This is a genomic window from Lelliottia sp. AC1 (genome assembly GCF_023278595.1).
GTDB lineage: Bacteria > Pseudomonadota > Gammaproteobacteria > Enterobacterales > Enterobacteriaceae > Enterobacter > Enterobacter nimipressuralis.
Map to the genome: position 1 here is coordinate 2,516,810 of NZ_CP025699.1, position 26,449 is coordinate 2,543,258.

Annotated in this window: 28 protein-coding genes; 7 read left to right on the forward strand and 21 right to left on the reverse strand. The window is 59.2% G+C overall.

The annotated features are described in order from the left end of the window. Nucleotides 1-11: 11 nt before the first annotated feature. Nucleotides 12-752 (forward strand): AzlC family ABC transporter permease, encoded by a 741-nt coding sequence (locus C0560_RS11995; RefSeq protein WP_248858605.1) that lies wholly within the window; start codon nt 12-14, stop codon nt 750-752. After that, on the forward strand, nt 752-1,072 hold the full coding sequence (locus tag C0560_RS12000) for an AzlD domain-containing protein (protein ID WP_100779875.1): 321 nt from the start codon (nt 752-754) through the stop codon (nt 1,070-1,072). The genes C0560_RS11995 and C0560_RS12000 overlap by 1 nt, the downstream gene beginning before the upstream one ends. A gap of 7 nt (nt 1,073-1,079) precedes the next feature. On the opposite strand, the gene C0560_RS12005 is transcribed toward C0560_RS12000, so the two are convergent. From C0560_RS12005 to C0560_RS12095, 19 genes are all read right to left on the reverse strand, one after another. Next, nucleotides 1,080-1,868 carry a phosphate/phosphite/phosphonate ABC transporter substrate-binding protein gene (locus C0560_RS12005; RefSeq protein ID WP_248860280.1) on the reverse strand — a complete coding sequence of 263 codons (789 nt, stop codon included), beginning with the start codon at nt 1,866-1,868 and terminating at the stop codon, nt 1,080-1,082. Then, on the reverse strand, nt 1,861-2,823 hold the full coding sequence (locus tag C0560_RS12010; protein ID WP_248860281.1) for a fatty acid desaturase: 963 nt from the start codon (nt 2,821-2,823) through the stop codon (nt 1,861-1,863). Before C0560_RS12010 ends, C0560_RS12005 begins: the two co-directional genes overlap by 8 nt. A 120-nt stretch (nt 2,824-2,943) precedes the next feature. Next, nucleotides 2,944-3,870 (reverse strand): catechol 1,2-dioxygenase, encoded by a 927-nt coding sequence (gene catA / locus C0560_RS12015; RefSeq protein WP_123427664.1) that lies wholly within the window; start codon nt 3,868-3,870, stop codon nt 2,944-2,946. 38 nt (nt 3,871-3,908) lie between these two features. Further along, nucleotides 3,909-4,199 (reverse strand): muconolactone Delta-isomerase, encoded by a 291-nt coding sequence (catC, locus tag C0560_RS12020; RefSeq protein WP_123427662.1) that lies wholly within the window; start codon nt 4,197-4,199, stop codon nt 3,909-3,911. 11 nt (nt 4,200-4,210) lie between these two features. Then, nucleotides 4,211-5,326 (reverse strand): muconate cycloisomerase family protein, encoded by a 1,116-nt coding sequence (locus C0560_RS12025; protein ID WP_181826475.1) that lies wholly within the window; start codon nt 5,324-5,326, stop codon nt 4,211-4,213. Then, nucleotides 5,310-6,089 carry a 3-oxoadipate enol-lactonase gene (pcaD, locus tag C0560_RS12030; RefSeq protein WP_248858607.1) on the reverse strand — a complete coding sequence of 260 codons (780 nt, stop codon included), beginning with the start codon at nt 6,087-6,089 and terminating at the stop codon, nt 5,310-5,312. Before pcaD ends, C0560_RS12025 begins: the two co-directional genes overlap by 17 nt. 10 nt (nt 6,090-6,099) lie before the next feature. Next, on the reverse strand, nt 6,100-6,762 hold the full coding sequence (locus C0560_RS12035) for a 3-oxoacid CoA-transferase subunit B (RefSeq protein ID WP_248858609.1): 663 nt from the start codon (nt 6,760-6,762) through the stop codon (nt 6,100-6,102). Beyond that, nucleotides 6,759-7,445: a 3-oxoacid CoA-transferase subunit A gene (locus C0560_RS12040; RefSeq protein WP_248858611.1), complete on the reverse strand. Its 687-nt coding sequence runs from the start codon at nt 7,443-7,445 to the stop codon at nt 6,759-6,761. Before C0560_RS12040 ends, C0560_RS12035 begins: the two co-directional genes overlap by 4 nt. Next, nucleotides 7,442-8,698 (reverse strand): MFS transporter, encoded by a 1,257-nt coding sequence (locus C0560_RS12045; protein WP_164971771.1) that lies wholly within the window; start codon nt 8,696-8,698, stop codon nt 7,442-7,444. The genes C0560_RS12040 and C0560_RS12045 overlap by 4 nt, the downstream gene beginning before the upstream one ends. 92 nt (nt 8,699-8,790) lie before the next feature. Continuing rightward, nucleotides 8,791-9,285, reverse strand: a complete 495-nt coding sequence (locus C0560_RS12050) for a flavin reductase (protein WP_100779866.1) — start codon at nt 9,283-9,285, stop codon at nt 8,791-8,793. A 10-nt stretch (nt 9,286-9,295) separates the two neighbouring features. Next, nucleotides 9,296-10,228, reverse strand: coding sequence for a PDR/VanB family oxidoreductase (locus C0560_RS12055; RefSeq protein WP_248858613.1), 933 nt, complete (start codon nt 10,226-10,228; stop codon nt 9,296-9,298). Nucleotides 10,229-10,237: 9 nt separating this feature from the next. Beyond that, the gene (locus C0560_RS12060) at nt 10,238-10,972 is read right to left on the reverse strand and encodes an SDR family NAD(P)-dependent oxidoreductase (protein WP_248858615.1); all 735 of its coding nucleotides are present in this window, start codon (nt 10,970-10,972) and stop codon (nt 10,238-10,240) included. A 10-nt stretch (nt 10,973-10,982) separates the two neighbouring features. Next, the gene (locus C0560_RS12065) at nt 10,983-11,462 is read right to left on the reverse strand and encodes an aromatic-ring-hydroxylating dioxygenase subunit beta (protein WP_100780863.1); all 480 of its coding nucleotides are present in this window, start codon (nt 11,460-11,462) and stop codon (nt 10,983-10,985) included. Continuing rightward, nucleotides 11,462-12,775, reverse strand: a complete 1,314-nt coding sequence (locus C0560_RS12070) for a Rieske 2Fe-2S domain-containing protein (RefSeq protein ID WP_231275817.1) — start codon at nt 12,773-12,775, stop codon at nt 11,462-11,464. Before C0560_RS12070 ends, C0560_RS12065 begins: the two co-directional genes overlap by 1 nt. Nucleotides 12,776-12,777: 2 nt before the next feature. Continuing rightward, nucleotides 12,778-13,308 (reverse strand): nuclear transport factor 2 family protein, encoded by a 531-nt coding sequence (locus tag C0560_RS12075; RefSeq protein ID WP_107703394.1) that lies wholly within the window; start codon nt 13,306-13,308, stop codon nt 12,778-12,780. 4 nt (nt 13,309-13,312) lie between these two features. Further along, a complete protein-coding gene (locus C0560_RS12080; protein ID WP_123427646.1) occupies nt 13,313-13,672 on the reverse strand; it encodes an IacB protein in 360 nt (119 codons plus the stop codon). Nucleotides 13,673-13,694: 22 nt separating this feature from the next. Beyond that, entirely contained in the window at nt 13,695-14,822 is a 1,128-nt protein-coding gene (locus tag C0560_RS12085; protein WP_248858617.1) for an acyl-CoA dehydrogenase family protein, read from the reverse strand. A gap of 96 nt (nt 14,823-14,918) precedes the next feature. After that, nucleotides 14,919-16,043: an amidase gene (locus tag C0560_RS12090; RefSeq protein WP_248858619.1), complete on the reverse strand. Its 1,125-nt coding sequence runs from the start codon at nt 16,041-16,043 to the stop codon at nt 14,919-14,921. 333 nt (nt 16,044-16,376) lie between these two features. Next, a complete protein-coding gene (locus C0560_RS12095) occupies nt 16,377-16,850 on the reverse strand; it encodes a MarR family winged helix-turn-helix transcriptional regulator (RefSeq protein ID WP_100779858.1) in 474 nt (157 codons plus the stop codon). 245 nt (nt 16,851-17,095) lie between these two features. Between C0560_RS12095 and hpaX the strand changes: the two genes are divergently transcribed. The 3 genes from hpaX (at nt 17,096) to gap (ending at nt 20,585) form a co-directional block, all read left to right on the forward strand. Then, the gene (hpaX, locus tag C0560_RS12100; RefSeq protein WP_123427640.1) at nt 17,096-18,484 is read left to right on the forward strand and encodes a 4-hydroxyphenylacetate permease; all 1,389 of its coding nucleotides are present in this window, start codon (nt 17,096-17,098) and stop codon (nt 18,482-18,484) included. Nucleotides 18,485-18,515: 31 nt separating this feature from the next. Next, nucleotides 18,516-19,496: a GlxA family transcriptional regulator gene (locus tag C0560_RS12105; RefSeq protein ID WP_100779856.1), complete on the forward strand. Its 981-nt coding sequence runs from the start codon at nt 18,516-18,518 to the stop codon at nt 19,494-19,496. A gap of 78 nt (nt 19,497-19,574) precedes the next feature. Further along, nucleotides 19,575-20,585 (forward strand): type I glyceraldehyde-3-phosphate dehydrogenase, encoded by a 1,011-nt coding sequence (gene gap, locus C0560_RS12110; protein ID WP_248858621.1) that lies wholly within the window; start codon nt 19,575-19,577, stop codon nt 20,583-20,585. Between the two features lie 45 nt (nt 20,586-20,630). On the opposite strand, the gene C0560_RS12115 is transcribed toward gap, so the two are convergent. After that, nucleotides 20,631-21,818, reverse strand: a complete 1,188-nt coding sequence (locus C0560_RS12115; protein ID WP_100779854.1) for an MFS transporter — start codon at nt 21,816-21,818, stop codon at nt 20,631-20,633. A 116-nt stretch (nt 21,819-21,934) separates the two neighbouring features. On the opposite strand from C0560_RS12115, the gene C0560_RS12120 reads away from it, so the two are divergent. Next, nucleotides 21,935-22,891 carry an AraC family transcriptional regulator gene (locus C0560_RS12120; protein ID WP_129034937.1) on the forward strand — a complete coding sequence of 319 codons (957 nt, stop codon included), beginning with the start codon at nt 21,935-21,937 and terminating at the stop codon, nt 22,889-22,891. An 11-nt stretch (nt 22,892-22,902) separates the two neighbouring features. Here C0560_RS12120 and C0560_RS12125 read toward each other — a convergent pair whose 3' ends face one another. After that, on the reverse strand, nt 22,903-24,285 hold the full coding sequence (locus tag C0560_RS12125; RefSeq protein ID WP_248858623.1) for a carbohydrate porin: 1,383 nt from the start codon (nt 24,283-24,285) through the stop codon (nt 22,903-22,905). Between the two features lie 415 nt (nt 24,286-24,700). Between C0560_RS12125 and C0560_RS12130 the strand changes: the two genes are divergently transcribed. Further along, entirely contained in the window at nt 24,701-26,398 is a 1,698-nt protein-coding gene (locus C0560_RS12130) for an alpha,alpha-trehalase (RefSeq protein WP_248858624.1), read from the forward strand. Nucleotides 26,399-26,449 lie beyond the last annotated feature (51 nt).

The window sequence follows — 26,449 nt, forward strand, 5'->3', positions numbered from 1 at the left end:
GAGACCTATTGATGTTGATAAAAACCAAAACGTTGCCAGAGAATGAGGCCAACGCCGAGTTTCGCGCGGGTATTACCGCCTGTCTGCCCACCATTCCGGGCTACTGGAGCATCGGTTTTGCTGCGGGAGCCATCGGTACACTCTCCGGCTTTACCACCCTGCAAACCGCCCTGCTGGCGAGCGCGCTCTACGCGGGTTCCGCCCAGTTCCTCTTTTATTCCCTGTGGGCCACGGGCGCGGAAATCGCCTCGGTGGTGCTGAGTGTGTTCCTGGTGAATCTGCGCTATCTGCTGATGAGTTCTGCCATGAGCGTGTTCTTTCGCGATTACACCACCCTGCAAAAAGTGGTCAGCGGGCTGTTGCTGACGGACGAAACCTTTGGCGTTGCGGTTCAACAGGGCAGCCATCAGAGCAAAGTGCCGTTTGCGTGGATGCTGGGGCTGAACATGGCCGCGTGGCTAAACTGGATCCTCGCCTGCGTCGTGGGTGCCTGGCTCGCCTCCGCCCTGCCGCCGTCTCTGATGGAAGGGCTGAGTTTCAGCCTGGTGTCGATGTTTATCGGGCTGGTGCTGATGATCTGGTTTGCCAGCCGCCGCAAAGCGCTAGAATCCTTCAGCATCGCGGCGGCGGTGGTGATCACGCTGCTGACCGCCAGCCACACGGACATGAGCGTGGTGGTCATTGTCGCCGCATCGGTCTCTGCGACGCTGGCAACCCTCGGGCTGCGCCTCTTCTATAAAGGTGGTCACTAATGGAGCGCAATATTTTACTGGCGATCGTCGCCTGCGCCGTCGTGACGGCCCTGATGCGCACGGTGCCGATTCTGCTGCTCTCACGCTTTCGTCTGGCGCCGATCCTGCAACAGTGGCTGAGCTTTATCCCCTCGGCGATCATGGCCGCGATCATCACCGCCGAGCTGCTAGGCAAACCGGCGCTGACTTCGTCGGGGATCAGCATTTCTTTGCTGGCGGCAGCCGTTGCCGCGGTTGCGGGGATTTTCACCCGCAGCCTGTTCGCCACGGTCATCGCCGGGATGGTGGCGTTTTCCGGGCTGAGTTATCTGTTAGCCTGATTCCCTCTCAGAGGTGCGTCACCCCTGATTTCTCCGCCGCGTCGCGCCAGTCCAGCAACAGTGAATAGGGCTGGCGCGAAACCTCACTGAATCCGCCGATCAGTACCGCCTCGCACACCTCGCGATAGTCGGGCGCCGTCACCAGGGTTTTCAGCGCATCGCGCAGAAGGGAAAGCGTTTCTGCTGACGTGCTGCCCGCCGTAATCAGCGGTAGCCCCGGCGCAGCTGGTGTTTCACCCACCACGCTGAGTCCTTTCAGTAATTCGGGTTCATGACGCTGCAACAGCGCCCAGGTCACGCAGTCGATGGCGGCGATATCCGCCCGCCCTTCTGCCAGGGTAATCAGCGATTGCCGGTGGCTGCCGCTCAGAAGCGTTGCAGAGAAAAACCGTCCGTCGACCGCTAACGGCGCGATCAGGTTGCGCAGGGCGTTATAGCCCGACTGAGAGTCAACCGAATTGCACACCGCGCGCAGGCCGCGAAAATCGACCAGCGTTTTGTCGCTGTTCGTGTCGCGTGCAACAAGAAAACTGCGGTAGAAAATTCCGTCGCAGCCGGGCGCGGTGTAGTGAAAACAGCCCACCGTCTGCACCTCCGGGAGCTGGGTCATCAGCGGAAAACCGCAGGTCTGGCTGAGCAGCAGTTCGGGGCTACACCAGTGCGCGAGCAACGCCTCTCCGGCCCCGTCGCGGACAGACAGACCGCTCGCCTGCAAAAGTCCCTCCACCGCCTGCCACAGCCGCGCATTGTCTCTGGGGTTCACGGCATACATCGGAAACGCGAGAGTGTTAGTCATCATTTTTCACGCCAGGATGGACGGTAACATCGACAGCTTTCGCCCAGAACCGGCGCAGCCATTCCCCGTAGCCGCGCACCACAAAATGCAGGTTGCGCTGCTGATACTGCGCTTTATCACGCAGATAGATCGCCCGCAGGCCGTACCAGGGCACGCCGGGAAGATCGTGATGCACTGCATGATAGTTCAGATTGAGAAACAGCACCCGCCACACCAGTGCCGCTTCATTGATAACAGACCTTGCCAGCGGGTCGTCCGCCGCCTGATGTTCCAGGAACGAACGCACTTTGGTCAGCGCCAGAGCGGGATAACTCACGCCGATCACAAACCAGAGCGCAGAGAAGCCGAGCTGTTCCATCACGATAAACAGGGGCACCAGCAGCGCGCCATGGGCAAGCCACATCGCCATATTCCTGAGTTCCAGATGGCGAAAGGCGCGACAGGCGCTGGCGAGCGTCTGGGCAATATCCAACAGCGGGGCTAACAGCAGGCGACCGGGAAACGTATTGCGCGCGTGTATCAGTTTGCGGCGCCACGGGGAGAATTTCGCCCAGCTTTCGTCGGTGAAATAGTAGGATTCAGGATCGTCCACCGGCACGGTCAGATGATCATGATTATGGTGCGCCAGATGCGAATCGCGGTACAGCCCGTACGGGTACCACACGGCCAGCGGCAGCGTGCCAAGCAGTTGATTAAACCACGCGTAGCGCGTCGGGTGACCGTGGATCAACTCATGCTGCAGGGACATATACCAGGCGGTAAACCAGATCAGCAGCAGCGTAGCAGGAAGGCGCCCCAGCGTTTGCCAGTAAAACAGCGTGGCAAACCAGCCGCCGTAGACCGCAACCACCAAGCTCCAGGTGGGGAATTCGCTGCGCCAGAGCCAGCTCCGGGAGAGGTGGCGAATCGTCTCGCGTTGTTGAGGATGTAAATATAAAGGCGACCGTTTAGCCATCTGTTTCGATGCCATTTCCGTAATAGGACGTTATCCCACGAAGATGTGAGATAACGTCGGAAATAACAAAGAATTTAAATGGCTATGCTTTGCCAGAAATAGATAACAATGCGCCGTGTATTATTCTTTCACGCGGGCGCGTTTCCCGCGTTCTTCTTGCTGGCTATCGTCACTTGCCACCAGCGCGAAATTAAAGCTTACCTCCGTATGGGGACCGTTAATATCACGCGCTTGCGACAGTTTGCTGTCGGTAATTTTAACCGGGTCGGCAATCAGCTCTTCGCGGGTGGCAAAGGCAAAATCGTCCCACAAATATTGATCGCCATTGAGGTTAATCTGGGTCGTCAGATGTTTAAAGCCGGGCGCAGAGACAAAGAAATGGATGTGAGCCGGACGATTACCGTGACGCCCCAGTCCGTTCAGCAGTTTTTGCGTTGGACCATCCGGCGGGCAACCGTAGCCGCAAGGGACGATACTGCGCACCGCATAGCGGCCATCCGGCCCGGTCTGCACGCGGCGGCGCAGGTTGTATTCGCTCTGGGAAGCATCAAAGAACGAGTAGCCGCCGAGGGTGTTGGCGTGCCAGATATCGACGATGGCATCGGCCACCGGTTTCCCCTCCAGATCGGTGATGGTGCCGTGCAGCCACAGGGTTTCCGCGTCCTCACTGCCGTCATCCATGCGGGCATAGCCCTCGCTGAGCGGCGCGTTCGCCACATACAGCGGCCCTTCGATGGTGCGCGGGGTGCCGACGTCATTCCCCGCCGCCGCCTCTTTTTCGTCGGCGCGCATATCGAGGTAGTGCTCCAGCCCTAACCCTGCCGCCAGCAGCGCCGCCTCTTTTCGCTCGCCCAGCTCATTTAAATAGTTCACCGCCAGCCAGAATTCTTCGTCGGTAATATCAAACTTTTTAATGGTCAGACACAGATCGCCGAGCAGCTGATGCATAATCGCTTTAAAACGCGGGTTGCCCTGCGTGGCATTTAATCCGCTGCTGATCGCGAGTAACGTTTCCAGTTCTGTTTGTTTTGCCGGATTCACTGACATTGCGTATTCCTCTTGTAGGGTAAGGTTTTTATTCGCTGTTACGACTTTTCAAAATAAATAGACGACGGATGAGCGCACAACGCCTGCACGGTAATCTCCATATAAGGAAAAAGCGGCAGGCCGGTTAATATGTCGTGCAGCTCCTGATTATCTTTCACCTCAAACAGACTGACGTTGGCGTATTGCCCGACCACCCGCCAGATATGCAGCCATTTGCCTTCGCGCTGTAATTGCTGCGAATAGGCTTTTTCTTGCGCCTTTATTTCCTCCACCTGTGCGACAGGCAGCGAGGAGGGAATATTCACCGTCATTTCCACTTTAAATAGCATGAGAGGCTCCTTTATTTTCTGGCGTAATAACGCAGTTTGTCTTCGTCAATCTCAACGCCCAGTCCCGGCGCTTGCGGAAAGGTCACCTGGCCGTCGCTGAAATCGAGGGGGGATACGACGATGTCATCTTTCAGCAGCAGCGGGCCGAACATTTCGGTGCCCCACTGCATTTTCACCGTCGACCAGGCGTGCAGCGACGCCACCGTGCCGAGCGTACCTTCCAGCATCGTGCCGCCGTACAGCGCAACGCCTGCGGCCTGCGCCACGTGCGCCAGCTTCAGGGCCTGTGCCGGGCCGCCCGCTTTGGCAATTTTGAGCGCATACGCGCCGGTAAACCCGCCGCTCGCCAGGGCATATCCGTCATGAGCGGTGGCCACCGCCTCGTCCGCCAGAATCGGCAGGCTAAAGCGCTGGCTCAGGGCGATCAGGCCGCGGGTATCCCACAGCGGAATTGGCTGCTCGACCAGGTCGATGCCGCCCGCCTGTAACCGCGCCATCCCCTTGATCGCGCTCGTCAGATCCCACGCCTGATTCACATCCACCCGAATGCTGACCTCTTCGCCCAGCGCCGATTTGATCGCCAGCGCGTGGCGGATATCGCTGTTCAGCTCGCCCGCGCCGATTTTCAGTTTGAAGGTGTTGTGCCGCCCTTGCGCCAGCAGGCGTTTGCCTTCCTCGATATCCCTGGCGGTATCGCCGCTCGCCAGCGTCCAGAGCACCGGCAGACGGGAAGTGAGTGCGCCGCCGAGCAGGCTGCTGACGGGCATATTCAGCAGTTTTCCCTGCGCATCGAGAAACGCGGTTTCCAGCGCCGATTTGGCAAAGGTGTTGCCTTTCACGCTGGCATTCATCTTCTCCGCAAGGGCCGCCACGCCGCTGAATGCCTGGCCACTCAGCAGCGGCGCGAGATAGGTCTCAATCGCCGAGCGGATCCCTTCCGGGCTTTCCACACCGTAGCTCAGCCCGCCGATAGTGGTGGCCTCCCCCCAGCCAACCACGCCCTCGGCGCAGGTCATGCGCACAATGGTCAGGGTCTGGCAGCCCATGGTCGCCATCGACAGTTTGTGCGGGCGAATAGTCGGAATATCCACTAGCCAGCAGGTGATGGATTCAATGGTTAAGCTCATGTGCGGCTCCTGCGGTGAGAAAAGTGGTCACATGCTGGTTAAACGCCGCCGCGCAGGCCACGTTCGAGAGGTGCGACGCCGGTAAAATGAGAACGTGCGCGTGTGGTGCATTCACCACGATGGTCTCGGCGTCACGGGGCGTAGTGACCGGATCGTACTCCCCGGCAATCACCAGCATCGGACGGGACATGTGCGTAAGGTCATCGTGCAGTTCGGCGACGGCCAGCGCGTCGCAGCAGGCGGCGTAGCCCTCGGCTGGGGTCGCGGCGAGCTGTTCGATCAGCGGATAAACCACCTCCGGATTGCTGTGGCGAAACGCAGATGTAAACCAGCGGTCGGCTGCGCTCTCGGCGACGGGGGCCATCCCCTGCTCGCGCACCCGTGCCGCGCGCTGCCGCCAGCCCTCCTCCTGCCCAATCCGCGCTGCGGTATTGGCGACCACAATCCGATGAAAACGCTCTGGCGCGTGGCGGTTGAGCCACATCCCGGTCAGGCCACCGAGTGAAATCCCACAAAAACAGGCCCGCTCCACGTCGAGGTGATCCAGCAGCGCAATCACATCCTGGCCAAGTCGCTCAAGGGTGACGGGCTGCTGTCCGACGGCGGAGCGCCCGTGTCCGCGCGTGTTGTAGCGCAGCACGCGGAAATACTGCGTCAGCGCCGGGAGTTGTGCCTGCCACATCGCCCAGGTGGTACCAAGAGAGTTCGACAGCACCAGCAGCGGCGCGCCCTCAGGGCCATCAAGGCGGAATTCGATTTCCATGTGTTCTCCTTTACGCCGTGGCGTCGTCGGTCAGCAGCGCAAAGGACAGCGCGACCGGCGTCACGGACTGCAAATACTCAGCAGTCACATCGCCAAACAGTTCACGCACCACCACACCTTCGGGGGTGATATCCATCACCGCCATATCGGTGTAAATGCGATCGATGCAGGCCATCCCGGTCAGGGGATAGCTACACTGCTCAACGATTTTGCACTCGCCTTTTTTGGTCAGATGTTCGGTCATCACGAACACCTGCTTCGCGCCAATCGCCAGATCCATCGCCCCGCCGACAGCGGGAATGGAGGACGGCGCGCCGGTGTTCCAGTTGGCGAGGTCCCCGCCCGCCGACACCTGATAAGCCCCGAGCACGCAGATATCCAGGTGCCCGCCGCGCATCATGGTGAAGGAGTCGCCGTGGTGGAAATAGCAGCCGCCCGCCAGCAGCGTCACCGGCTGTTTTCCGGCGTTGATAAGCTCCCGGTCCTCCTCTCCCGGCACAGGCGCCGGCCCCATGCCGAGAATGCCGTTTTCGCTGTGCAGGAAAATCTCGCGATCCGCCGGAAGATAGTTAGCAATCTGCGTCGGCATGCCGATGCCGAGATTCACATAAGCCCCCTCGGGAATATCCCGGGCGATGCGCTCGGCAAGCTGTTGGTGAGTCAATATGTTCACGCTGTCTCCTTGAGTGACGTGGCGGACGCGTTAATCAGGCGCTGCACAAAAATGCCCGGCGTCACCACCGCTTCCGGGTCCAGTTCACCGAGGGCCACAAACTCGCTCACCTGCGCGATGGTGCAGCGGGCGGCGGCGGCCATAATGGGACCGAAGTTGCGGCCAGTTTTGTCGTACACCAGGTTGCCCCAGCGGTCGGCTTTCAGGGCTTTGATCAGCGCAAAATCGGCTTTGAGCGGCAGTTCAAACACGTAATCTCTGCCGTCGATGCGACGCGTCTCTTTGCCTTCGGCAAGCGCGGTGCCAAAGCCAGTGGGCGTAAAAATACCGCCTAACCCTGAGCCGCCCGCCTGAATCCGCGCCGCGAGATTGCCCTGCGGCACCAGCTCCAGCTCAACCTCGCCGCGACGATACAAATCGTCAAACACCCATGAATCCACCTGGCGTGGGAAGGAGCAGATCACCTTCTTCACGCATCCGGCTTTCAGCAGCGCCGCCAGGCCGTAGTCGCCGTTACCGGCGTTGTTGCTGATGAGGGTCAGTCCGCGCGGGCGACGGCGGATTAACGCATCCAACAGTTCCGACGGCTGCCCCGCCGGGCCAAAACCGCCGACCATGACCGTCGCGCCGTCAAAAATATCCGCCACTGCGTCTTCCAGCGTGGCAATCCGTTTATCAATCATTCCTGAGCCTCTTTGTTGTTACCGGGCAGGCTGCGCAGGGCAATCCACGCCAGTAGCGCGTAAACCACCAGCAGCAGGGAGACGGGCCACGAGGCGTTGAACTCCATCAGCAACGCCACCGCCAGCATCGGTCCCAGACCGCCGGAAAATATCGATCCCACTTCGTGCCCCAGCGCCAGGCCGGAGTAGCGCACCCGCACCGGGAAGAGATCGCTCATGATGCAGGGCTGAGTGCCGATCATCGCCCCGTGGCAGAACGGCAGTCCGAGCAGCATCGCCAGCATGATCCAGCCGTACGTGCCGGTGGAGAGCAGCCAGAAGAACGGGAACGCCATCACCAGCAGGCCAATCACGCCGATGTAGTAGACCGGCTTGAGGCCGATGCGGTCTGACAGCGCACCCCAGAACAGAATCGAAAAGAACTCCACCAGCATCGCGAGCGTTACGGCGCTGATGATCTCCCCGGTGCTGATGCCGATATGGCGGGCGTAGACCACCGAGAAGGTAAAGAAGATATAGGACGCGCCGTTCTCCGGCAGGCGCAGAGCAATCGCCTGCAGCAGGGCTTTCGGGTGGTCGCGAATCAGCACCAGCAGCGGGATTTTTTCGTGCTGCGCTTCCGGCTTCGCCTGGGTAAACGCCTTGCTCTCGCGGATGTTTTTGCGGATATAAACGCCGACTAAAAAGATGACGATGCTCAACAGGAACGGCACGCGCCAGCCCCAGCGCATAAAGTCCGATTCCGGCAGTTGCTGCACCAGGTAAAAGGCGAACGCCGAGAGGACGAACCCACCGGAGACGCCCATCTGGCTCCAGGCGGTGTAGTACCCACGACGCGAAGCGGGCGCGTTTTCGCTCAGCATCAGCACGCCGCCGCCCCACTCCCCGCCCGACGCCACGCCCTGCAGGAAGCGCAGGGTGATGAGCGACAGCGGTGCCCAGAGACCAATCTGCGCGTAGACCGGCAGCAGACCGATCACAAAGGTGGTGGCGCCCATTAGCGTCAGGGTCATGATCAGCGTCATTTTGCGGCTGTAGCGGTCGCCGATATGCCCGAAGACTATTCCGCCCAGCGGCCGCGCCAGAAAACCCACTGCGAAACCAGAAAAAGCCAGTAGCGTGCCCTGAAGCGGATCGCCGCCGACCGGGAAGAACAGCGGGCCAAACACCAGCGCCGCCGCCGTGCCATACAGAAAAAAGTCATACCACTCGAGCGCATTCCCCAGCACCGAGGCCACAACCAGTTTGCGCATCTGCTGCGCGTCCTGGCTACCGGTGGCGGTGGTAGCGGTACTTTCAGTGACGACATTACTCATGACGCGCGTCCCCTCTTGTTGTGGTGGGCTTACGCCTGCACATCGCCACCGACGGTGTGATAGCGGCGGTTGAAGTAGACCAGCCCGCGCGGCTGCTCGCTGATGCGAATCGCCTGCACCTGGCAGTAGAAAACGCTGTGGCTGCCCACTTCGTGACAGGTGTCGATGGTGCAATCGAAGCTGGCGACGGACGAGCTGAGCACCGGCGCGCCGCTGCTCATCACCTGCCAGCTGTCGTGAAGAAAGCGCTCCTCCGATCGCAGACTGGCGTTGGCGAAAACGCCGGACAGCCCCTGGTGATCGCCGGAAAGCACGTTGACGCACAGGGTGCCGTTCTGTTTGAAATGCTGATGGGCGTAAGAGTTGCGGTTCATACACACCAGAAGCGTCGGCGGCTGATCCGTCACGCTACAGACCGCCGACGCGGTAAAACCAAATTTCCCCGCCGGGCCGTCGGTGGTGATGACCGAGACTGCGCTGCCGAGCTGCGCCATCGCGTTACGAAATTCTGTTTGCAGTGTCATAAGTGATTCCTTACAAATCGATAACTAAACGGGGGCATTTCGCCCTGGAACAGCACAGCAGGATCTGATCGCCCTCGGCTTTCTCTTCGTCGGTCAGGTAGTGGTCGCGGTGATCCGGCTCGCCTTCCAGCACGTCCGTCAGGCAACTGCCGCAAATCCCCTGCTTGCACGACACATTTACCTTCAGCCCGGCCCCGGCCAGCGCCTCGACGATGGTCTGGTTTTCCAGCACTTTCACGGTGATCCCACTACTTGCCGCCACCACCTCAAACGCGCTGCCGCCGGTCTGGACCTCGGCGCTGAAACACTCCTGATGAATTTGCTCAGCGCGGTACCCCTGCGCGTTAGCCTGATCGGTCACCGCATCCATCAGCCGCGTCGGGCCGCAGGTGTAGACGTGGGTGTTGTCAGGGACGTCGCACAGCACCGCCGCCAGATCCAGGCGCTGCTCATCGCTAAAGTGCAGATGCACTCGCCCGGCAAACGGTGCGTTTTCCAGCTGCGGAATAAACGCCGCCTGTGAACGCGAACGGGCGCAGTAGTGCAGCGAGAACGCGCGTCCGGCGGCGTGCAGCTCTGCGGCCATCGCCAGCATGGGCGTGATACCAATTCCGCCGCCGATCAGCAGGCTGTATGCCGCGCTGTCGTCCAGCACAAACAGGTTGCGCGGCTCGCTGACCTGAATTTCATCGCCTTCGCACAGGGCATGCACCGCCCGCGATCCGCCCTGCGAGTTGATCTCCTTCAGCACGCCGAGCTGGTAGTGCTGGCTGTTCTGCGGGTCGCTGCACAGGGAGTACGGGCGAATCAGATCGGCGCTCAGGTGCAGGTCGATATGGGCGCCTGCGCGAAACGCCGGAAGCGGGCTTCCATCCCTGCGCGCCAGGGTCAGCAGCACCACCTCGCCCTGCTGTTCACGTCGGATGACCTGTAATGTCAGCATGAGAACTCCTTAGCGCATAAACAGGCCGCCGTTGATGTCCCAGGTGGCCCCGGTGACAAACGACGCCTGCGGTGAAGCGAGCAACGCCACGGCTTCGGCAACAAACTCCGCCTCGCCGAGTTTCCCGACCGGGATCATCTGCAGCAGTCCGGCCATTTTTTCTTCCGGCACCAGGGCGTGTACCGTCGGCAGATCCATCGGACCGGGCGCAATAGCATTGACCGTCACGCCCGAGCGACTCAGCTCGCGGGCGAAGACTTTCGTGAGGGTCAAAATGCCGCCCTTTGACGCCGCGTAATGGGCGCCGGACGCGGTACCGCCGTTTTGTCCGGCGAGGGAGGCCAGGTTGATAATGCGGCCGTAGCCCTGGGCGGCGAAGTAGCGTCCCATCGTCTGGCAGCCGACAAAGGTGCCGCGCAGGTTAGTGCTGAGCACCCGGTCGAACTCGTCGACGCCGATCTCCATCACCGGCGTGGCAAGGGTCAGCGCGGCGTTGTTCACCAGCACCTGTAAGCTGCCAAAACGGGCGAGCGTGGCATCGAGGGCACGGGTGAAGTCGCCCGGCTGGCGGATATCCAGCCCGATCGCCAGTAGGTTGTCGTGGTCCAGAGCGTCCGCCGCCTGTTGCGCACGCGCGGCGTCAACGTCCGTCAGCACCACCTGGAACCCCTGCGCCAGCAGGTGCGCCGCGATAACATTTCCCAGACCGGCTGCCGCGCCGGTCACTAATACGGTTTGCGTCATGAGCGATGCCTCAGAGGATGTAGCCGATGCTGTGCAGCACATCGTCGCTGTTGACCAGACGGATCACCTTTTGCTGGATGCGCAGGCGGTCGCCTTCGCGCTGCAGCTGCCAGGTGATATCCGCCGCGTAATGGCGGCTGTGACCTTTGCGGTGTTCCCACAGGGATTGCGCCCCGCGCACCACGATCAGGCCGTCCTGTGATTCCAGCAGACGAAAACGCGACAACGTGCGCAGAGTACGTGCGCGCGGCGTGGTCGAAATCGACTCCCCGCTGTAGAGGCGGTGAACGCGTTTTTCGCGCATGTGGTGATCGTCACAGGCGTAGTTCAGGGTGTTTTTGAAATCCGTCTCGTTCGGATCGATCGGGACGACGTACAGACCGTCGTGCTGCCACAGATCCAGCCAGGCGCTGAATTCGCCCTGATCAAGCAAGTCGCCCTCAAGGTTAATCAGCGTCACGGCGGCAAAGAGTTCAGATTCTGGGGTCATCATTGTTCGCTCTCCGTCATCAGTTTTTTCCACTGCTGGTAGGCGGCGCGCATCCCGGTTTCGGCGCTGACGTCGCTGCGCAGGCCGTCGTCGGTGCGGTACTCTCCCGCCAGCCCGCGATTGAGCATGATCCAGAGATCATCCCCGGCCGTTGCCCCGCGCTGTACGCGCTCCCAGGCCTCCGAGTCATCCGGTGTGCCGAAGCCCATCGGCCCCTGGAAGTGTTCGTGCAGACGCAGACGCGCCTGGTTGGCAATTTCCGGCCCGCCGTCCATGGTGATCACCGCGTGATGTATTTCCGTTTCATTCACGGAAATCGGCTGGAGTACGCGGAAAAACGCCATCGAACAGGCGATATTGGGGAAGATATTCAGGTTAAAGCCGGAGCCGCCGACGGCGCGCACGATACGGCGCACCTGCTGTTCGTCGTGGTCGGCACGCAGGGCCTCTGCCAGCGCCTCAAAGCGCTCCGGGATCGGCGCGTCGAGGTTGGCGTCGAGATCCACCAGTTCCGGGATCATCACCATTACGCTGTGGCCGTTGCCCAGATCTTCGACGTAGCCGCTGCCGTCAACGAAATTCAGCATCTCTTCCGTCTGCTTATCCACGGAGCTGAGGAACGAGCGGTGAACCACCGGGAAGTGGTAGCCGTCGGTGGTGTTTTCCAGCTGGATTTTCCAGTTGCCGGGGAAGCGGAAACGGTGGGCTGGCCCGGTTTTAATCGGGTAGCCCGCCCCTTGCTTCATAAACAGGTCCATCCATTTTTTCGCCGCGCCGAGGAACTCTTCCAGCGGTTCGATCTGATCGTTAAAAGTGGCGAAGATCATGCCCGCGTACTGTTCCGTGCGCAGGGAAATCAGCCCCAGTTCGCCTTTTTCCAGCTGGTCGGCGTAGCTTTCCGGATGCGGCACGCCGCGCAGGCTGCCGTCCAGCGCGTAGCCCCAGCCGTGGTACGGGCAGACGAAACTGTTGGTTTTGCCGCTGCGGTGTTCGCACACGGTCGCCGCGCGGTGGCGGCAGCGGTTAAGCAGCGTGTGAACGTTACCTTTGCGGTCGCGCACCACGATCACCGGCTGGGTGCCTAGCTCAGTGGTTTTAAAGCTCCCGGTCTCCGGGATTTCACTGGCGTGTGCCACCCAGACCCAGGTCTTGCTGAAGATGCGATCCAGTTCGAGCTGGAACAGATCGTCCGAGGTGTAGAGCGACGTGTGTACGCGGTCGGACTGCACCAGCGCCGCTATCTCTGCCGCGTCCGGTATCGCCTGCGGCGAAGTGTCGATGTTTTTGATGGTTATCAGGTGATCACATTGCATGTCTATTTCTCCTGCACGTCGTTATTTTTCTCAGGGACAGGTAACGCATCCGCCGCATGCCAGTGGTCCACCGGTCGGCTGAACAGGTTGCGGGTAGTGAAGTGGCGCATCGCCATGCCGTTCGCGTCGCGCGCAAAAGTGACGCAGATTTCCGCCGCGTTCAGGTGTGCGCCACCGGCGGTAAAGGCCGAGGTTTGCAGCATTAGCCAGCGTCCGCGCAGTTCGCCGTCCGGCGTGTGGCTTAGCGCCTCCGAGCAGAGAAAGTGCGCGTTCATGGCGAAATGGGCGGGTTGTCGCACGTAGCTCGCCATCAGGGTGATAATCGCTTCGCGGCCCTGATGTTTACCGAGCCGCGAGGCGTAGGGTTCGCCCAGCCCTTCCCAGCAGGCGTCGGCGGTAAAGAGCGCGCCAATCGACTGCACGGTTTCAGGGCTGTCAAGCTGGTCGCACAGGCGCATGTAATCGCTGATACACACGCGGGCCGCCTGGCTGTCTTCGAGCTGCTGTAAGCGCAGCGCATCCTGTGCGTTCATGGTCTTAGCCCTGAATAATCAGTTCACGGCCCACGCGGGCTTCGATTTTGCAGTACTTCCACAGCTTGCAGCCGCCCTCACCCACCGGCGTGGTGCGGAACAGGTTGCAGACCGCCGCCACGTTTTCCAGTTTCTGGGCGTCTGCCAGCACGTAGGTGGTCCAGGGGGCGGTAGTGGACGGGCCGACCATCAGCTGGTCGTCATCCATGTTGCCGATGACGCGGATGCCCTGGGTCTCTTCGATCCCTTTCATCATCACGCCGAATGCACCCCAAACCTGTTTGGCTTCCGCCGGGCTGGCGTCGAAAAAGTTCTGGTTTACGCCGATGCAAAACAGCACGCGTAAGGTTGTTGACTGGCTCATCTGTTGCTCCTTTCGTTAAAAATCACAAATAACCGGGCAGCGGTTTTCCGCCGAAAAAGACCGTACCGGCGTTCAGGTACGAGAGATCGCCCATAAAGGCGTGCTGGGTGATCACCATGGTGTCGCGCACAAAACGTTGCAGCGGGCTGGCCATGGTGACGCCGCCCATGCCGTTCAGCGCCAGCGCCTGACGCGCCACGTCGGCAGCCACGCGGGTGACGTGAGTGGAAGAGAGTCGCAGGGCGTTGATCTGCGCGCAGCTCGCCTCGTTCCCGGCCAGCAGGCACTGCCAGACGTCGTCGATGGCCTCATAGAACCAGGCGCGGGCGGAGCGCAGTTCGGCTTCGCAGCGGGCAATTTGCATCTGCGCCTGCTGGCGATCGGCCAGACGCGGTGCGCCGGTGACAGACTGTTGACGATGGGCGATCGCGTAGATTTCGTTGAGCGCCGCGCGGGCCACGCCGAGTGCCACCACGGAGAGCACCTGGGTCGCCAGTGACAGCACCGGGTAACGGTACAGCGGCCCGTCGAAATTCAGCGCGCCGCCGCGAATGAAGGTCCACTCCTGCGGGACAAAGGCATCGTTGACCACCAGATCGTGGCTGCCGGTTCCGGCAAGGCCGACGGTGTCCCAGACGGGATCGATCTGCACGCTCGCCCGTGGCAGAACCGCCATGCGCGGCAGGGTCTGATCGCCCTCGGGCAAGATCCCGACGCCGAGCACCGAGGCCCCCATGCTGCCGCTGGCAAAACTCCAGCGTCCGCTGACGCGGTAGCCGCCGTCGGCCTGACGTGCTTTTTGCGTCGGGAAAATCCCGCCCGCAAAGACCACATCCGGCCCGTCGCGATAGAGTTCCTTTAGGGTTTCCGGCGGCAGTGCGCCGAGATAAAACGGGCTCATGCCGAAACTGGCTACCCAGCCTGCCGAGCCGTCGGCGGTGGAGATCTGCTCAATCAGCTCGCAAAACTGCGCCGGGGAGCATTCGTCTCCGCCGTACTGTTTTGGCACCAGGGCGCGGTAGACGCCCACCTGTTTGAAGCGGGTAATGATGTCGTCAGAGATATGACGTTGATGCTCAAAATCGCCGCTGCGAGTCGCAACATCACTCAATAGCGGAACAAGCTCCTCACGAACATGGATGGCAGACATGGCGTCCTCCGAAAAGGGTTGTGCGGTGTGCGCGGGGCGAGCGCGTCCGCAATGAGTCGAACTCACTGAGTCATCAGGCAAAGAAAAACGGAATGTTTAGGGTTGTCGTCGTCCGGTGAGCCACTCGACGGCCTGCACCAGCAGCCCGTCGTGGCCTTTGGCAGCCACCAGCTGGAGCGATACCGGGCGGCCATGCAGTTCATCTACCGCAAGGGTAATGGCCGGATGGCCGCTGAGGTTAAACGGGCGGACCAGGCGTGTGAGATTGACCACGCTCAGGGGATCGGCGGCCTCCTCAAGGGTAGGAGGCAGTTCAGGCAGTGTCGCCAGCGCCAGCAGCGGTGTTTTTGCCAGCAGTGCGTCGACCTGTGCGGTGAATTCACTGCGCACCTGTTCAGCTGATGCCAGCGCTTCGGCGCTGATATCTGCCCCGGCGCGAATACGGGCGGCCACATCCGCGGAGACGGCGTTGCTCGCCAGCAGCGGGCTGAAGGCCTGCCAGTTTTCATGGCTGATGAGGGTTAAACCTGCGCGATGCGCATCGTTCAGGGCGGGCAACCCGGCCTGCTCAGGGCGTACGCCGCACGCGGCAAGTACCTTGAGAATGCGGTTATCGATTTCCGGTAACGCGGCAGAGATGAAGGCCATCGGCGGCAGTTCGCTGAGCGGTTCCCCCACGGCGACGGAAAGCCGGGTCATCACCTGGCGCAGCACTGTGGCATTGCGGGCAAAGACGCCCACGCAGTCGAGCGAGCTTTGGGCAGGCAAAACCCCGTGACGGCTGAGCACGCCGTAGCCCGGTTTGAAGCCCAGCACGCCGCAGCAGGCGGCAGGCATTCTGACGGAGCCGCCGGTGTCGGTGCCGAGGGAGAAATCGACCTCACCGGAGGCGACAACGGCGGCAGATCCGCTGGATGAACCGCCCGGAATCAGCGCCGGATAGCGCGGGTTCACCGGCGTACCGCTCCAGGGGTTGATCCCGGTGACACCAAACGCCAGCTCATGCAGCGTGGTTTTGCCCGTCAGCTGGCAGTGGTTTTCCAGTAGCGTCGCAACCACGCTGGCGTGCTGGCGGGCCAGCGGTGCGTTTTCCAGCGCCGGGCAGCCTGCGCGGGTCGGGTGCCCGGCAATATCCAGGGTGTCTTTGACCGCAAATCGCAGGTCGCCCTCATCGAGGGTAAATTGCTCAACGTAACCATTGATCTCATAAACTGGCTTCATGATTGATACCTTAACCAGAAAAAATGAATCATATTCAGGCGGGCAGTCAGTGCTGCCTTTTTGTCCTGACTAACGTTAGGTCAACTATGGAAGAATTAGATGAAAATTCAAGTAATCTTTCACGTTAATTTTACGTAGGTGCAACATTTAATTAACCTTTACTTCAATAAGGTTACTGATTCAGGGTGATGAAAAATAAGACAAAATGGCGGGAATCAGAAAGGAATGCCGCCCTGAGCATTCAGCGCGGCATAAGAAAATTAATGATGAAATTACAGAGAGTTAGAAAGAAAAACTACGAAGTTCACAAATTTGTCATCGGATATTTTGACCTCACAGTTCGTTGAGGTTATCCAGTACCTTTGCCAGGGAGAGATTCATTTTTTCGACCTGACTGGCCGTCATGCCCTTGAAGCCTTTTTCGAACACTTTGCTGGTGTATGCGTAGGCCTCTTCCACTTTTTTGCGACCGGCCTCCGTGAGCATCACTTCCGTGACGCGCGCGTCCTGTTCGCTGCTTGCGGTGGTGACCAGGCCGTCATCGCGCAGCCGTCCGACGATTTTGGTGACCGTGGGCATTTTCGCCATCGCGTACTCGGAAATCTGCGAAATACTGGCCTTGCCGTACTGGTGAGTCACCATCAGCACCCGGAAGCGAGAAACATCCAGCTGGGCTTTTTTTAGTGTAATTTCCATGATTTGCGTGTAACGCGCATACACATTCACGATCCAGTAGAACGGAAACTCTTCGCGATGAAAGGCGGGATCGTCAGGTGCGCCGTCCGGGGTATTTTTTATTGTTGTCATGCGTTTCCTTACCAAAAAAAGCGTCAGAGTGAACGATTATACCCTGCGAATCTGCGGCGACTAAGCCTATCTGAACGGGTGCTGAAACGTATAAGAGATCCCGATCGCATTATGATTCAAAAATGCTAACTGATTAACAATTACGTATCATTTTTTACACATTGCATTGACGGTTGCGGTGGCTGTTTTCTATACGTTTAGCCGACCTGTACGCTAATTCTAATAATCGCAATGTGGAGCTATTCATGAACGAACGTTCTTCTGTGGAGCAGACGCGTCCGCCGTCGTCTGCGCCCGACGCTCTGGACCCTCGCCAGCAGGCCGTGATCAAAAAGCTGTTCCGTCGGCTGATTGTGTTTTTATTTATTTTGTTCGTTTTTTCCTACCTCGACCGCATCAACATTGGCTTTGCCGGCCTGACAATGGGCAAAGATCTGGGTCTGACCAGCACCATGTTTGGCCTCGCGACCACCCTGTTCTACGTGATGTATGTCATTTGCGGTATTCCCAGCAATATCATGCTGAGTATTGTCGGCGCGCGACGCTGGATCGCGGTGCTGATGGTGGTGTGGGGGATCGCGTCCACCGCCACCATGTTCGCCACCGGACCGAACAGCCTGTACGTGCTGCGTATGCTGGTCGGGATTGCGGAAGCGGGCTTTTTGCCGGGCCTGTTGCTCTATTTAACCTACTGGTTCCCGGCCCATTATCGTGCGCGCGCTAACGCGCTGTTTATGATTGCGATGCCGGTCACCATGGCGCTCGGTTCGCTGGCCTCCGGGTATATCCTGAACATGGACGGCCTGCTGAATCTGAAAGGCTGGCAGTGGCTGTTCCTGCTGGAGGGTTTCCCGTCCGTGCTGTTGGGTCTGGTGGTCTGGTTCTGGCTGGATGACAGCCCGTCGAAGGCCAAATGGCTGACGGAAGATGACAAAGCCTGCCTGGCGGAGATGCTGGAAGCGGATAAAATCGCTGCCCGCAAAACGCAGCTGGACGCGAGCACGTCGCTGTTGCCGCAGCGCAGCGTGGCGCGCGAACTGTTTACCCCCATCATTATTCTCTACACGGTGGCCTATTTCTGTCTCACCAATACCCTCAGCGCCCTGAGCGTCTGGACGCCACTGATTCTGCGCAGCTTCAACGAAACCAGCAGCAATGTCACCATCGGGTTGCTGAGTGCCATTCCACAGGTGTGTACCATTGTGGCAATGGTCTGGTGGAGTAAGCGTTCCGATCGCCTGAACGAGCGTAAAATCCACACCCTGCTGCCCTATCTGTTTGCCGCGGCGGGCTGGATGTTAACCGCCTCCAGCACGCAGGCGGTGCTGCAGTTCACCGGGATTGTGATGGCGTCGGCAGGTGCGTTCGCGGCGATGGTGATCTTCTGGACCACGCCGGATCGCTATATCTCCCTGCGCGCTCGCGCCGTCGGGATTGCGGTGATTAACGCCACCGGGATGACCGGTGCGGCACTCGGGCCGCTGCTGATGGGCTGGATGAAAGACGTCACCGGAAACTTCAACGCCGGGATCTTCATGGTGGCCGGTTTCCTGGTGCTGGGCGCGCTGATCATTGCGCTGATCCCGATGAGCAAAACCCAGCCGCAGAACGCTGCCGCCCCACTCTCGACTTGACTTATTGTGTAATAAAGATACTTTTCAGGACATGAAGAAAATCCTGATTATCGTCCCTGACGGCGGCATGTTGTTCGAAGCCGCCGGTATCGCAGACATTCTGATGCAGGCCAACCAGCTCCATCCGGAAGGCCTCGCCCAGCCTCGCTATCGCATTATTATCGCCACCACCCAGCCACACCAGGTGATCCACGGTCAGTCCGGGCTAAACCTGCTGGCGGACTATCGTCTGCCGGAGCTGGATCCGCGTGAGCCGCTCGACACCATTATCATCACCGGACGTGGGATGAACGAGCTGGAGAGCACCGCCGTGGTGGACTGGCTGCATCTGGCCGCGCCCCATGCCCGGCGCATCGCCTCAATTTGCGGCGGCGCGATGCTGCTGGCACAAAGCGGCCTGCTGGACGGACGTCGCGCGACTACCCACTGGCGGCTGCTGGAGACGATGCAAAAAAGCTGGCCTGCCATCAACGTCGTAGGCGGCCCGCTCTATATTCAGGATGGTCCCATCTGGACATCCGGCGGGGTGAGTTCCGGGTTTGATCTCACGCTGGCGCTGGTTGAAGAGGACTACGGTTTTACCCTGGCGCGAGACGTGGCCCAGGATCTGGTGATGTATTTGCGCCGTCCCGGCGGGCAGCTGCAGTTCAGCCGCTACAACCTGAATTCATCCGCCAGTGCCGGGCCGGTCAGCGAATTGCAAACCTGGATACTTAACAATCTCACGGCCGATCTGTGCGTCGAAAAACTGGCGGAGCAGGCGGCCATGAGTCCGCGCAATTTCACCCGCGTCTTTACCCGTGAAACGGGCGCCTCTCCGGCACGCTACGTGATGGAAGCCCGTCTCGCCGCCGCCCGTCAGCTGCTGGAGCAGACAAGCGAGCCGCTGGACCGCATCGCCGAGCAGAGCGGATTTGGCAGCAGCATCAACCTGCGCCGGGTGTTTGAGAAACAGCTCCACCTTACCCCCAGCGAGTATCGTCAGCGATTCCACTGCCGCAAAATGGCGTAATCTGATCCTTTTTTGTCATTTACGCCATTTCACCTGAAGACTACAGTGACTCCAGACACCACAGTTAAGGAGTGCATCATGGTTAAGGTCGGTATTAATGGTTTCGGCAGAATCGGTCGCAATTTCTTACGCGCCGCCCTCGATAACCCGGAGATTCAGATCGTGGCGATTAACGATCTGACGGACAGCAAAACCCTCGCCCATCTGCTGAAATACGATTCCCTGTTAGGGACGCTGCCGGTATCCGTTGAGGCTGCCGATAATCATCTGCAGGTGGATGGCAAACAGATTAGGGTCTTCAGCGAGCGCGACCCGGCCGCTATTCCGTGGCGTAATGTCGAAGTGGACGTGGTGATTGAAGCGACCGGCTTCTTCACTGACCGCGAGAAAGCGGCGGTGCATATTGAGAGCGGCGGCGCAAAACGCGTCATCATCTCCGCCCCGGGTAAAAACGACGATTTGACCGTGGTGATGGGCGTGAACGATCGGCTGTACGATCCGGCTCAGCACTTTGTGGTGAGCAACGGCAGCTGCACCACGAACGGTCTGGCACCCGCCGCGCAGGTGCTGCATCAGCACTTCGGCATCGAACATGGCCTGATGAACACCACTCACGCCTACACCAACAGCCAGGCACTGCACGACCAGCCGGAGAAAGATCTGCGCGGCGCGCGCGCGGCGGCCCTGTCGATTGTCCCCTACTCCAGCGGCGCGGCGAAGGCTCTGGGGAAAGTGATTCCTGAGCTGGACGGACGTCTGACCGGGTATTCCCTGCGCGTTCCGGTGCCGGTGGTGTCAATTGTCGATTTGACGGTCACCCTGAGCCGGGAGGTAACGGTGGATGAGGTGAACGCCGCGTTTCGTGAAGCGGCCTCTGCCGGGCCATTGCAGGGCATTCTGGGCTACAGCGACGAGCCGTTAGTATCGAGTGATTATCAGGGCGATCCGCGCTCATCGATTATCGACGGGCTTTCTACGCTGGTCATCGGCGGCAATATGGTGAAGATCCTCGCCTGGTATGACAACGAGTGGGGGTTCTCGAACCGCCTGGTCGATCTGGCGCTGCTGATGGATCGCAAAGGGGTGTAAAAACCGCGTCGGGTGGCGACATCGCCGCCACCCGGCTTTTAATCGTTATTCCGCTTTGACACGAACGCCCATCAAGACAATCACCATTGCGCTCACCAGCAGCAAGCCGCTTCCGGCGAATACCCCGCTGGCACCGTTGAGGTCAAACACCGCCCCGCCGCCTGCCGCACCTGCACCAATCGCAAACTGAATCGACGCCACCAGCAAACCACCCGCACTTTCGGCTTCGTCCGGCACCGTGGTCGCAAGCCAGGTCGACCAGCCCACCGGCACCAGGCCAAAGGCAAAGCCCCACAGCGCCACCAGCAGTCCGTCCAGCATCGCCAGATGGCCGTATGCCACCATGATCAGCGCCAGAACGCCCATTGCAAACGGCACCAGCGCCAGCGTCAGACGTAAATTGCGCGCCAGCAGATGCCCGGCAATCGAGGTGCCGACGAAATTGGCGAGGCCAAAGCCCAGCAGGATCAGCGAAATGCTCTCGACGCTCGCCTGCCCGACGGTTTCAAGGAACGGGCGCAGGTAGGTAAAGAAGGCAAAGTGACCGCTAAAAATCAGCACCGTGGCTAATAGCCCGCCGATCATGCCAGGGCGGCGCAGCACGCGCAGTAACGTCCCGAGACTGCCGCTGCTCTCCGGTTTCATTGACGGGAGCACCCACAGCTGCCAGAGCAGCGCCAGCATGCTCGGCAGAATGCAGAGGATAAAGACGTTACGCCAGCCGATCAGGCTGCCCAGATAGCTGCCGAGCGGCGCAGCGACCACAGTTGCGATCGACACGCTGGAGAAGATCACCGCCAGCGCTTTCGGCACTTTATCGGCCGGAACCAGCCGCATCGCCGTGGCCGTGGACATTGCCCAGAAGCCGCCGATAGCGATACCTAACAGCAGGCGCCCCATCAGCAGTACCTGCAAATTGGGCGCAAAGGCCACCAGCAGGCTGGAGATAATTTGCAGCACAGAGAAAAACATCAGCACCCAGCGGCGGTCGATACTTTTGGTGGCAGGCGTAATCAGTAGCCCGGTCACCAGTGCGACCAGCGCCGTTGCGGTCACCGCCTGCCCGGCCATCCCTTCGCTGACGCCGAGACTGGCAGCCATCGGCGTTAACAAACTGGCCGGTAAAAACTCCGCCGTAATCAGGCCAAACACCCCCAGTCCCAGTGAATAGACCGCTCGCCAGGCGGGTTTTGCGGGCGCTATGGCCTCGCTCGCCGCGATAGTTGAATTCATCTGTTGCTCTCCCGTTAGAAAAATGTGACAACCGTCGCAAAAGCATAGAGCGTTCCCCATGGACGATCTATGACATATAATCTTCACTTATTGATAATTCGTCCGGAGTTGTGCCCATGACCGTTCAGTCGCCCGATTTAATCAGTGAGCTTTTACGTGGAATGCGTCTCTCCGGCGTGAAGTACCGCCGCATCGAGGCCAGCGCCCCTTTTGGCGTGGCGTTCACCCAGGCCCCCGGCAAGGCGCAGTTTCATTTCGTCAGCCACGGTTCAGCGGTGCTGCGCATGGAGAGCGGCGCGGTGTTTACCCTGAGCAGCGGCGATGCGCTGTTTATCCCTAACGGCAATGCCCACGCCCTGCTGTCGGATGAAAATGCCACTGTCACCCCGGTGTCGGCATTTCCCAGCGAGCCGATTTGCAACTCTGTGTGCGCCATCACCTGCGAGGCGTGCCCGGAAAGCGAAAACGTGGTGATATTCAGCGGATGTATGGATTTTGAGCTGGGCGGGATGCAGCCCCTGATCAAAGCGATGCCGGAAGTGATGATGGTGAGCCGTCTGATGTCGACCTGGCCGGAGATCCACCCACTGCTGGCGGCGATGGAGCGGGAATCCATGACCCGGCAGGTCGGTTTCGCCGGGATTCTGGCGCGTCTCGCCGATGTGGTGGCCGCTTTAATTGTGCGCGGCTGGGTGGAAGCGGGCTGCGGAAAAGCTACGGGCTGGGTGCAGGTACTGCGCGACCCACGTCTGAGCCGTGCAATTTATGCCATGCACCAGCAGCCGGGCGTCAACTGGAGCGTGGCGGAGCTGGCAAAAGAGGCAGGTACTTCACGTTCGGTCTTTGCCGAGCGGTTTTTATCCGCCACCGGCACCACGCCTGCCAAATATTTGAGTGAACTCAGGATGCGCCTCGCCATTCAGTACATTCGGCATGAACATCAGGCGATTGAAACGGTGGCGTTGCGGCTGGGATATGGATCGCTCGCGGCCTTTAGCCGGGCGTTTAAACGCATCGTCGGCCATGCGCCGGGAACCCTGCGGGAAACCAGCCAGACCCCCGAAGAGGTCTGACTGGCGAGGCATCAGAAGTAGTATTTGAAGCGAACGCGGCCGCCGTAGCGATCGTCGTTATTATCAGCGCCCTTATTCGGATGCGCTTCCACCCAGGAGGCGTACGCCCCGAGATAGATATTAAAGTTCTTCATATTCATCAGGTTCGGGATGAGATACGACGCGTGAAGGGTATGAATATCGTAATCGCCCGGATCGGTTATCCAGCAGTCGTTATCGCAGTTATCGTACACATTCGCGGAGTTAAATTTATCCACCTCGTTGTGGGCGTAAATGTAGCCCAGCTCGATGTTGTGCCACAGGGCGTTAGTCCCCGCGGTAAAGTCGGTTTCATCCGTGGCATCCATATAAGCGGTATTAAGGTTCACCACAACGCCGTCTTGCGGATCGGTTTGCTGCCCATTCCAGGTCATCGTGAAACCGTAACCGGTGCGATCGGACTGATCGACCCACTGCCCTGACGCATCGCGATAGCCGTAGGCGTTGTTGACGAGGTTACTCTCCATCGCCACCGCCGTTGAGAAGCGTCCGCTCTGCCAGGCGATGACCGGGCGGATATAGGCCACGTTTTTGTCGTTATCGAGATTGATGCCGTGATACTGCTTGTCGACGAACAGCGTGCTGCCGTCTTCCAGCAGCATGTTGACCTCGAAATACCAGTTATCCAGGGTTTTGCTCATCAGGAAGTTGCCACCGCTGTCGCTACGTCCCCGGCCCTCTTTCATCATGTAGATATAGCCATAGCCGTCGCTGTAGAGATCGTTGGCCGTATTCCCGGAATATTCGATAAAGGTATCCTGATTGAGCGGGAACATATCGTAGGCTTCAAAACGCCCGACTTTGATCTTCCAGTTATTCTCATTGCCGAAGAAGAATACGGCATCATCGAGATTCATTTTGCCGGTGAGATCTGCCAGCGGCTGCACTGAGAATCCGGCAAAATTACCGTCATCCATTCGACGATAACCGTCAAAGCCTAACAGCAGACGCCCGTTAATATCCCAGCGTTCATTATTTCCCGATGCCCAGTCTTTATTCGCACTGGTTTTTATCGACGTTAATGCACCGCTCCTGCTGGCCGCATCCATGTTAAATTCGACGTCGCCGTAAAATTTAATATCGCCGTAGCCAGAAAGCGTCAGTTTCGGTAACGCCGACGCGGTGACCGGCTCGGCTGATTCCACCGTCACGGTCGGCTCTGTTTTGGCGACGACTGTCTGTTGTTGCTGTAATTGCTCAATTTGCGCTTCGGCCTTCTCCGCCCGGCTTTCAGCCTTTTCCAGACGTGCTTCCAGCTGTGCAAGTTTCTCTTCCAGGGTGGGCGCATGTTGCGCAGCATATCCTCCCGCCGAGCAAATTACGCTGACGGCTAACACAATCAACTTTATTCTCATGGATTCCTTCCTGATGAATTACTGCGGCCAATAAACAGCGATATTTCGCCTAATTGTGACCGACGGTTCCATTACGTTTTTTCATCCGTTAATTATGTTTTTTAATTTATGTGATCGCTAAGAAGTGTTTCTTCATTAAAACGGCAATAAATAATGCACGCGATCACATTTGTAATTAGCGAGAGCCTTAATTCATTCGAACTCATTCAATCACATTACTTATTAAGAATATAAAAATAATAAACAGCAGATATATATTAACGCTTTATTACTGATTATTCCTGTGTGGGTAAAGTGTCTGGTTTTGCGAAAAATGGGATATTCGACACGCGAAAACGGCCATATTCGTCTAAGGTTTTCAGGTGATTGACGGCAGCGGCGACGCTGCTCGCGAGAATAAAAAGGAGAAAAACCGATGACGAGAACTGAAATGCGCCGTCCTGCACGCCTGCCGCTGGCGCTGCGTGTGGCACTGGGGGGCGCGATGCTGAGCGTCGCCGCACTGAGCTTCGCTGATGAGTTACCTTCCACACAAAAACAGTCGCCGGATATTCTGCTCGGTCCCCTGTTCAGTGACGTGCAAAGCGCTAAGCTGTTCCCCGATCAAAAAACCTTCGCCGACGCGGTGCCGAAAAGCGATCCCCTGATGATTCTGGCGGATTACCGTATGCAGCATCTGCAACGCGGATTTGACCTGCGCCATTTCGTCGAGATGAATTTTACCCTTCCTGCTGAAGGCGAAAAATACGTTCCGCCTGCCGGACAGAGCCTGCGCGAGCATATTGATGGCCTGTGGCCAGTGCTGACGCGCACCACCGATAAAGCCGATAAGTGGGATTCGCTGCTGCCGCTGCCGAAACCTTATGTGGTGCCGGGTGGCCGTTTCCGCGAAGTCTATTACTGGGACAGCTATTTCACCATGCTGGGGCTGGCCGAGAGCGATCACTGGGACAAAATCAGCGATATGGTGGCCAACTTCGGCTATGAGATCGACACCTGGGGCCATATTCCCAACGGCAACCGCAGTTACTATCTGAGCCGTTCGCAGCCGCCGTTTTTCTCCCTGATGGTTGAACTGCTCGCCACGCACGATAAAGAGGCGCTGAAAACCTATCTGCCGCAGATGGAAAAAGAGTACACCTACTGGATGGAGGGCGTGGAGACGCTGCAGCCGGGTCAGGCCAACAAGCGGGTGGTGAAACTGGATGACGGCGCGATTCTGAACCGCTACTGGGACGATCGCGACACGCCGCGTCCGGAATCCTGGCTGGATGACGTGACCACCGCCAAAAACAACCCGAACCGTCCGGCGACGGAAATCTACCGTGACCTGCGATCCGCTGCCGCCTCCGGCTGGGACTTTAGCTCCCGCTGGATGGACGATCCGCAACAGCTTGGCACTATTCGTACCACCAGCATTGTGCCGGTAGATTTGAACGCCCTGCTGTTCAAAATGGAAAAATTGCTCGCCAAGGCCAGCCAGGAATCAGGTGATACCGAGCGCGCAAATCGCTATGAAACCCTGGCCAACGCGCGGCAAAAAGCGATCGAGACTCACCTGTGGAACGACAAAGAGGGCTGGTACGCCGATTACGATCTGAAGAGTAAAAAGGTACGTAATCAGCTGACTGCCGCCGCCCTGTTCCCGCTGTACGTCAACGCCGCCTCCAAAGAGCGGGCCGATAAAGTGGCGAGTGCCACCGCGTCACGCCTGTTGAAACCGGGTGGCGTGACTACCACCACCATCAACAGCGGCCAGCAGTGGGACGCGCCAAACGGCTGGGCACCCTTGCAGTGGGTGGCGGCCGAAGGGCTGCAAAACTACGGTCATAAGAAAGTGGCGATGGATGTCACCTGGCGCTTCCTGACGAACGTGCAGCATACCTACGACCGCGAGCAGAAGCTGGTGGAGAAATATGATGTGTCGACCACCGGCACCGGCGGAGGCGGCGGTGAGTATCCGTTGCAGGACGGCTTCGGGTGGACCAACGGCGTGACGCTGAAAATGCTCGATTTAGTCTGTCCGAAAGAGAAACCGTGCGACAGCCTGCCGGCGACTCAGCCTGCGGCGAACGATGATGTGGCGCCAGCGCAGAAGAGTGCCGCGCAGTAGGATTGTGCGGCTGGTGCTCTCACCCTCTCACGCAAGAGAGGGTGAGACATA

Bases quoted from the DNA above. Each gene is read 5' to 3' on its own strand.
- C0560_RS12040 (WP_248858611.1), bottom strand. From the start codon at position 7,445: ATGATTGATAAACGGATTGCCACGCTGGAAGACGCAGTGGCGGATATT.
- catC (WP_123427662.1), bottom strand. From the start codon at position 4,199: ATGCTATTTAAAGTGGAAATGACGGTGAATATTCCCTCCTCGCTGCCT.
- C0560_RS12105 (WP_100779856.1), top strand. From the start codon at position 18,516: ATGAAGAAAATCCTGATTATCGTCCCTGACGGCGGCATGTTGTTCGAA.
- C0560_RS12075 (WP_107703394.1), bottom strand. From the start codon at position 13,308: ATGAACGCACAGGATGCGCTGCGCTTACAGCAGCTCGAAGACAGCCAG.
- C0560_RS12060 (WP_248858615.1), bottom strand. From the start codon at position 10,972: ATGACGCAAACCGTATTAGTGACCGGCGCGGCAGCCGGTCTGGGAAAT.
- C0560_RS11995 (WP_248858605.1), top strand. From the start codon at position 12: ATGTTGATAAAAACCAAAACGTTGCCAGAGAATGAGGCCAACGCCGAG.
- catA (WP_123427664.1), bottom strand. From the start codon at position 3,870: ATGTCAGTGAATCCGGCAAAACAAACAGAACTGGAAACGTTACTCGCG.
- C0560_RS12045 (WP_164971771.1), bottom strand. From the start codon at position 8,698: ATGCGCAAACTGGTTGTGGCCTCGGTGCTGGGGAATGCGCTCGAGTGG.
- C0560_RS12120 (WP_129034937.1), top strand. From the start codon at position 21,935: ATGACCGTTCAGTCGCCCGATTTAATCAGTGAGCTTTTACGTGGAATG.
- C0560_RS12095 (WP_100779858.1), bottom strand. From the start codon at position 16,850: ATGACAACAATAAAAAATACCCCGGACGGCGCACCTGACGATCCCGCC.
- C0560_RS12025 (WP_181826475.1), bottom strand. From the start codon at position 5,326: ATGAGCTTAACCATTGAATCCATCACCTGCTGGCTAGTGGATATTCCG.
- C0560_RS12000 (WP_100779875.1), top strand. From the start codon at position 752: ATGGAGCGCAATATTTTACTGGCGATCGTCGCCTGCGCCGTCGTGACG.
- C0560_RS12005 (WP_248860280.1), bottom strand. From the start codon at position 1,868: ATGACTAACACTCTCGCGTTTCCGATGTATGCCGTGAACCCCAGAGAC.
- gap (WP_248858621.1), top strand. From the start codon at position 19,575: ATGGTTAAGGTCGGTATTAATGGTTTCGGCAGAATCGGTCGCAATTTC.
- C0560_RS12010 (WP_248860281.1), bottom strand. From the start codon at position 2,823: ATGGCTAAACGGTCGCCTTTATATTTACATCCTCAACAACGCGAGACG.
- C0560_RS12085 (WP_248858617.1), bottom strand. From the start codon at position 14,822: ATGTCTGCCATCCATGTTCGTGAGGAGCTTGTTCCGCTATTGAGTGAT.
- C0560_RS12130 (WP_248858624.1), top strand. From the start codon at position 24,701: ATGACGAGAACTGAAATGCGCCGTCCTGCACGCCTGCCGCTGGCGCTG.
- pcaD (WP_248858607.1), bottom strand. From the start codon at position 6,089: ATGGAAATCGAATTCCGCCTTGATGGCCCTGAGGGCGCGCCGCTGCTG.
- C0560_RS12055 (WP_248858613.1), bottom strand. From the start codon at position 10,228: ATGCTGACATTACAGGTCATCCGACGTGAACAGCAGGGCGAGGTGGTG.
- C0560_RS12080 (WP_123427646.1), bottom strand. From the start codon at position 13,672: ATGAGCCAGTCAACAACCTTACGCGTGCTGTTTTGCATCGGCGTAAAC.
- C0560_RS12065 (WP_100780863.1), bottom strand. From the start codon at position 11,462: ATGACCCCAGAATCTGAACTCTTTGCCGCCGTGACGCTGATTAACCTT.
- C0560_RS12115 (WP_100779854.1), bottom strand. From the start codon at position 21,818: ATGAATTCAACTATCGCGGCGAGCGAGGCCATAGCGCCCGCAAAACCC.
- C0560_RS12050 (WP_100779866.1), bottom strand. From the start codon at position 9,285: ATGACACTGCAAACAGAATTTCGTAACGCGATGGCGCAGCTCGGCAGC.
- hpaX (WP_123427640.1), top strand. From the start codon at position 17,096: ATGAACGAACGTTCTTCTGTGGAGCAGACGCGTCCGCCGTCGTCTGCG.
- C0560_RS12125 (WP_248858623.1), bottom strand. From the start codon at position 24,285: ATGAGAATAAAGTTGATTGTGTTAGCCGTCAGCGTAATTTGCTCGGCG.
- C0560_RS12090 (WP_248858619.1), bottom strand. From the start codon at position 16,043: ATGAAGCCAGTTTATGAGATCAATGGTTACGTTGAGCAATTTACCCTC.
- C0560_RS12070 (WP_231275817.1), bottom strand. From the start codon at position 12,775: ATGCAATGTGATCACCTGATAACCATCAAAAACATCGACACTTCGCCG.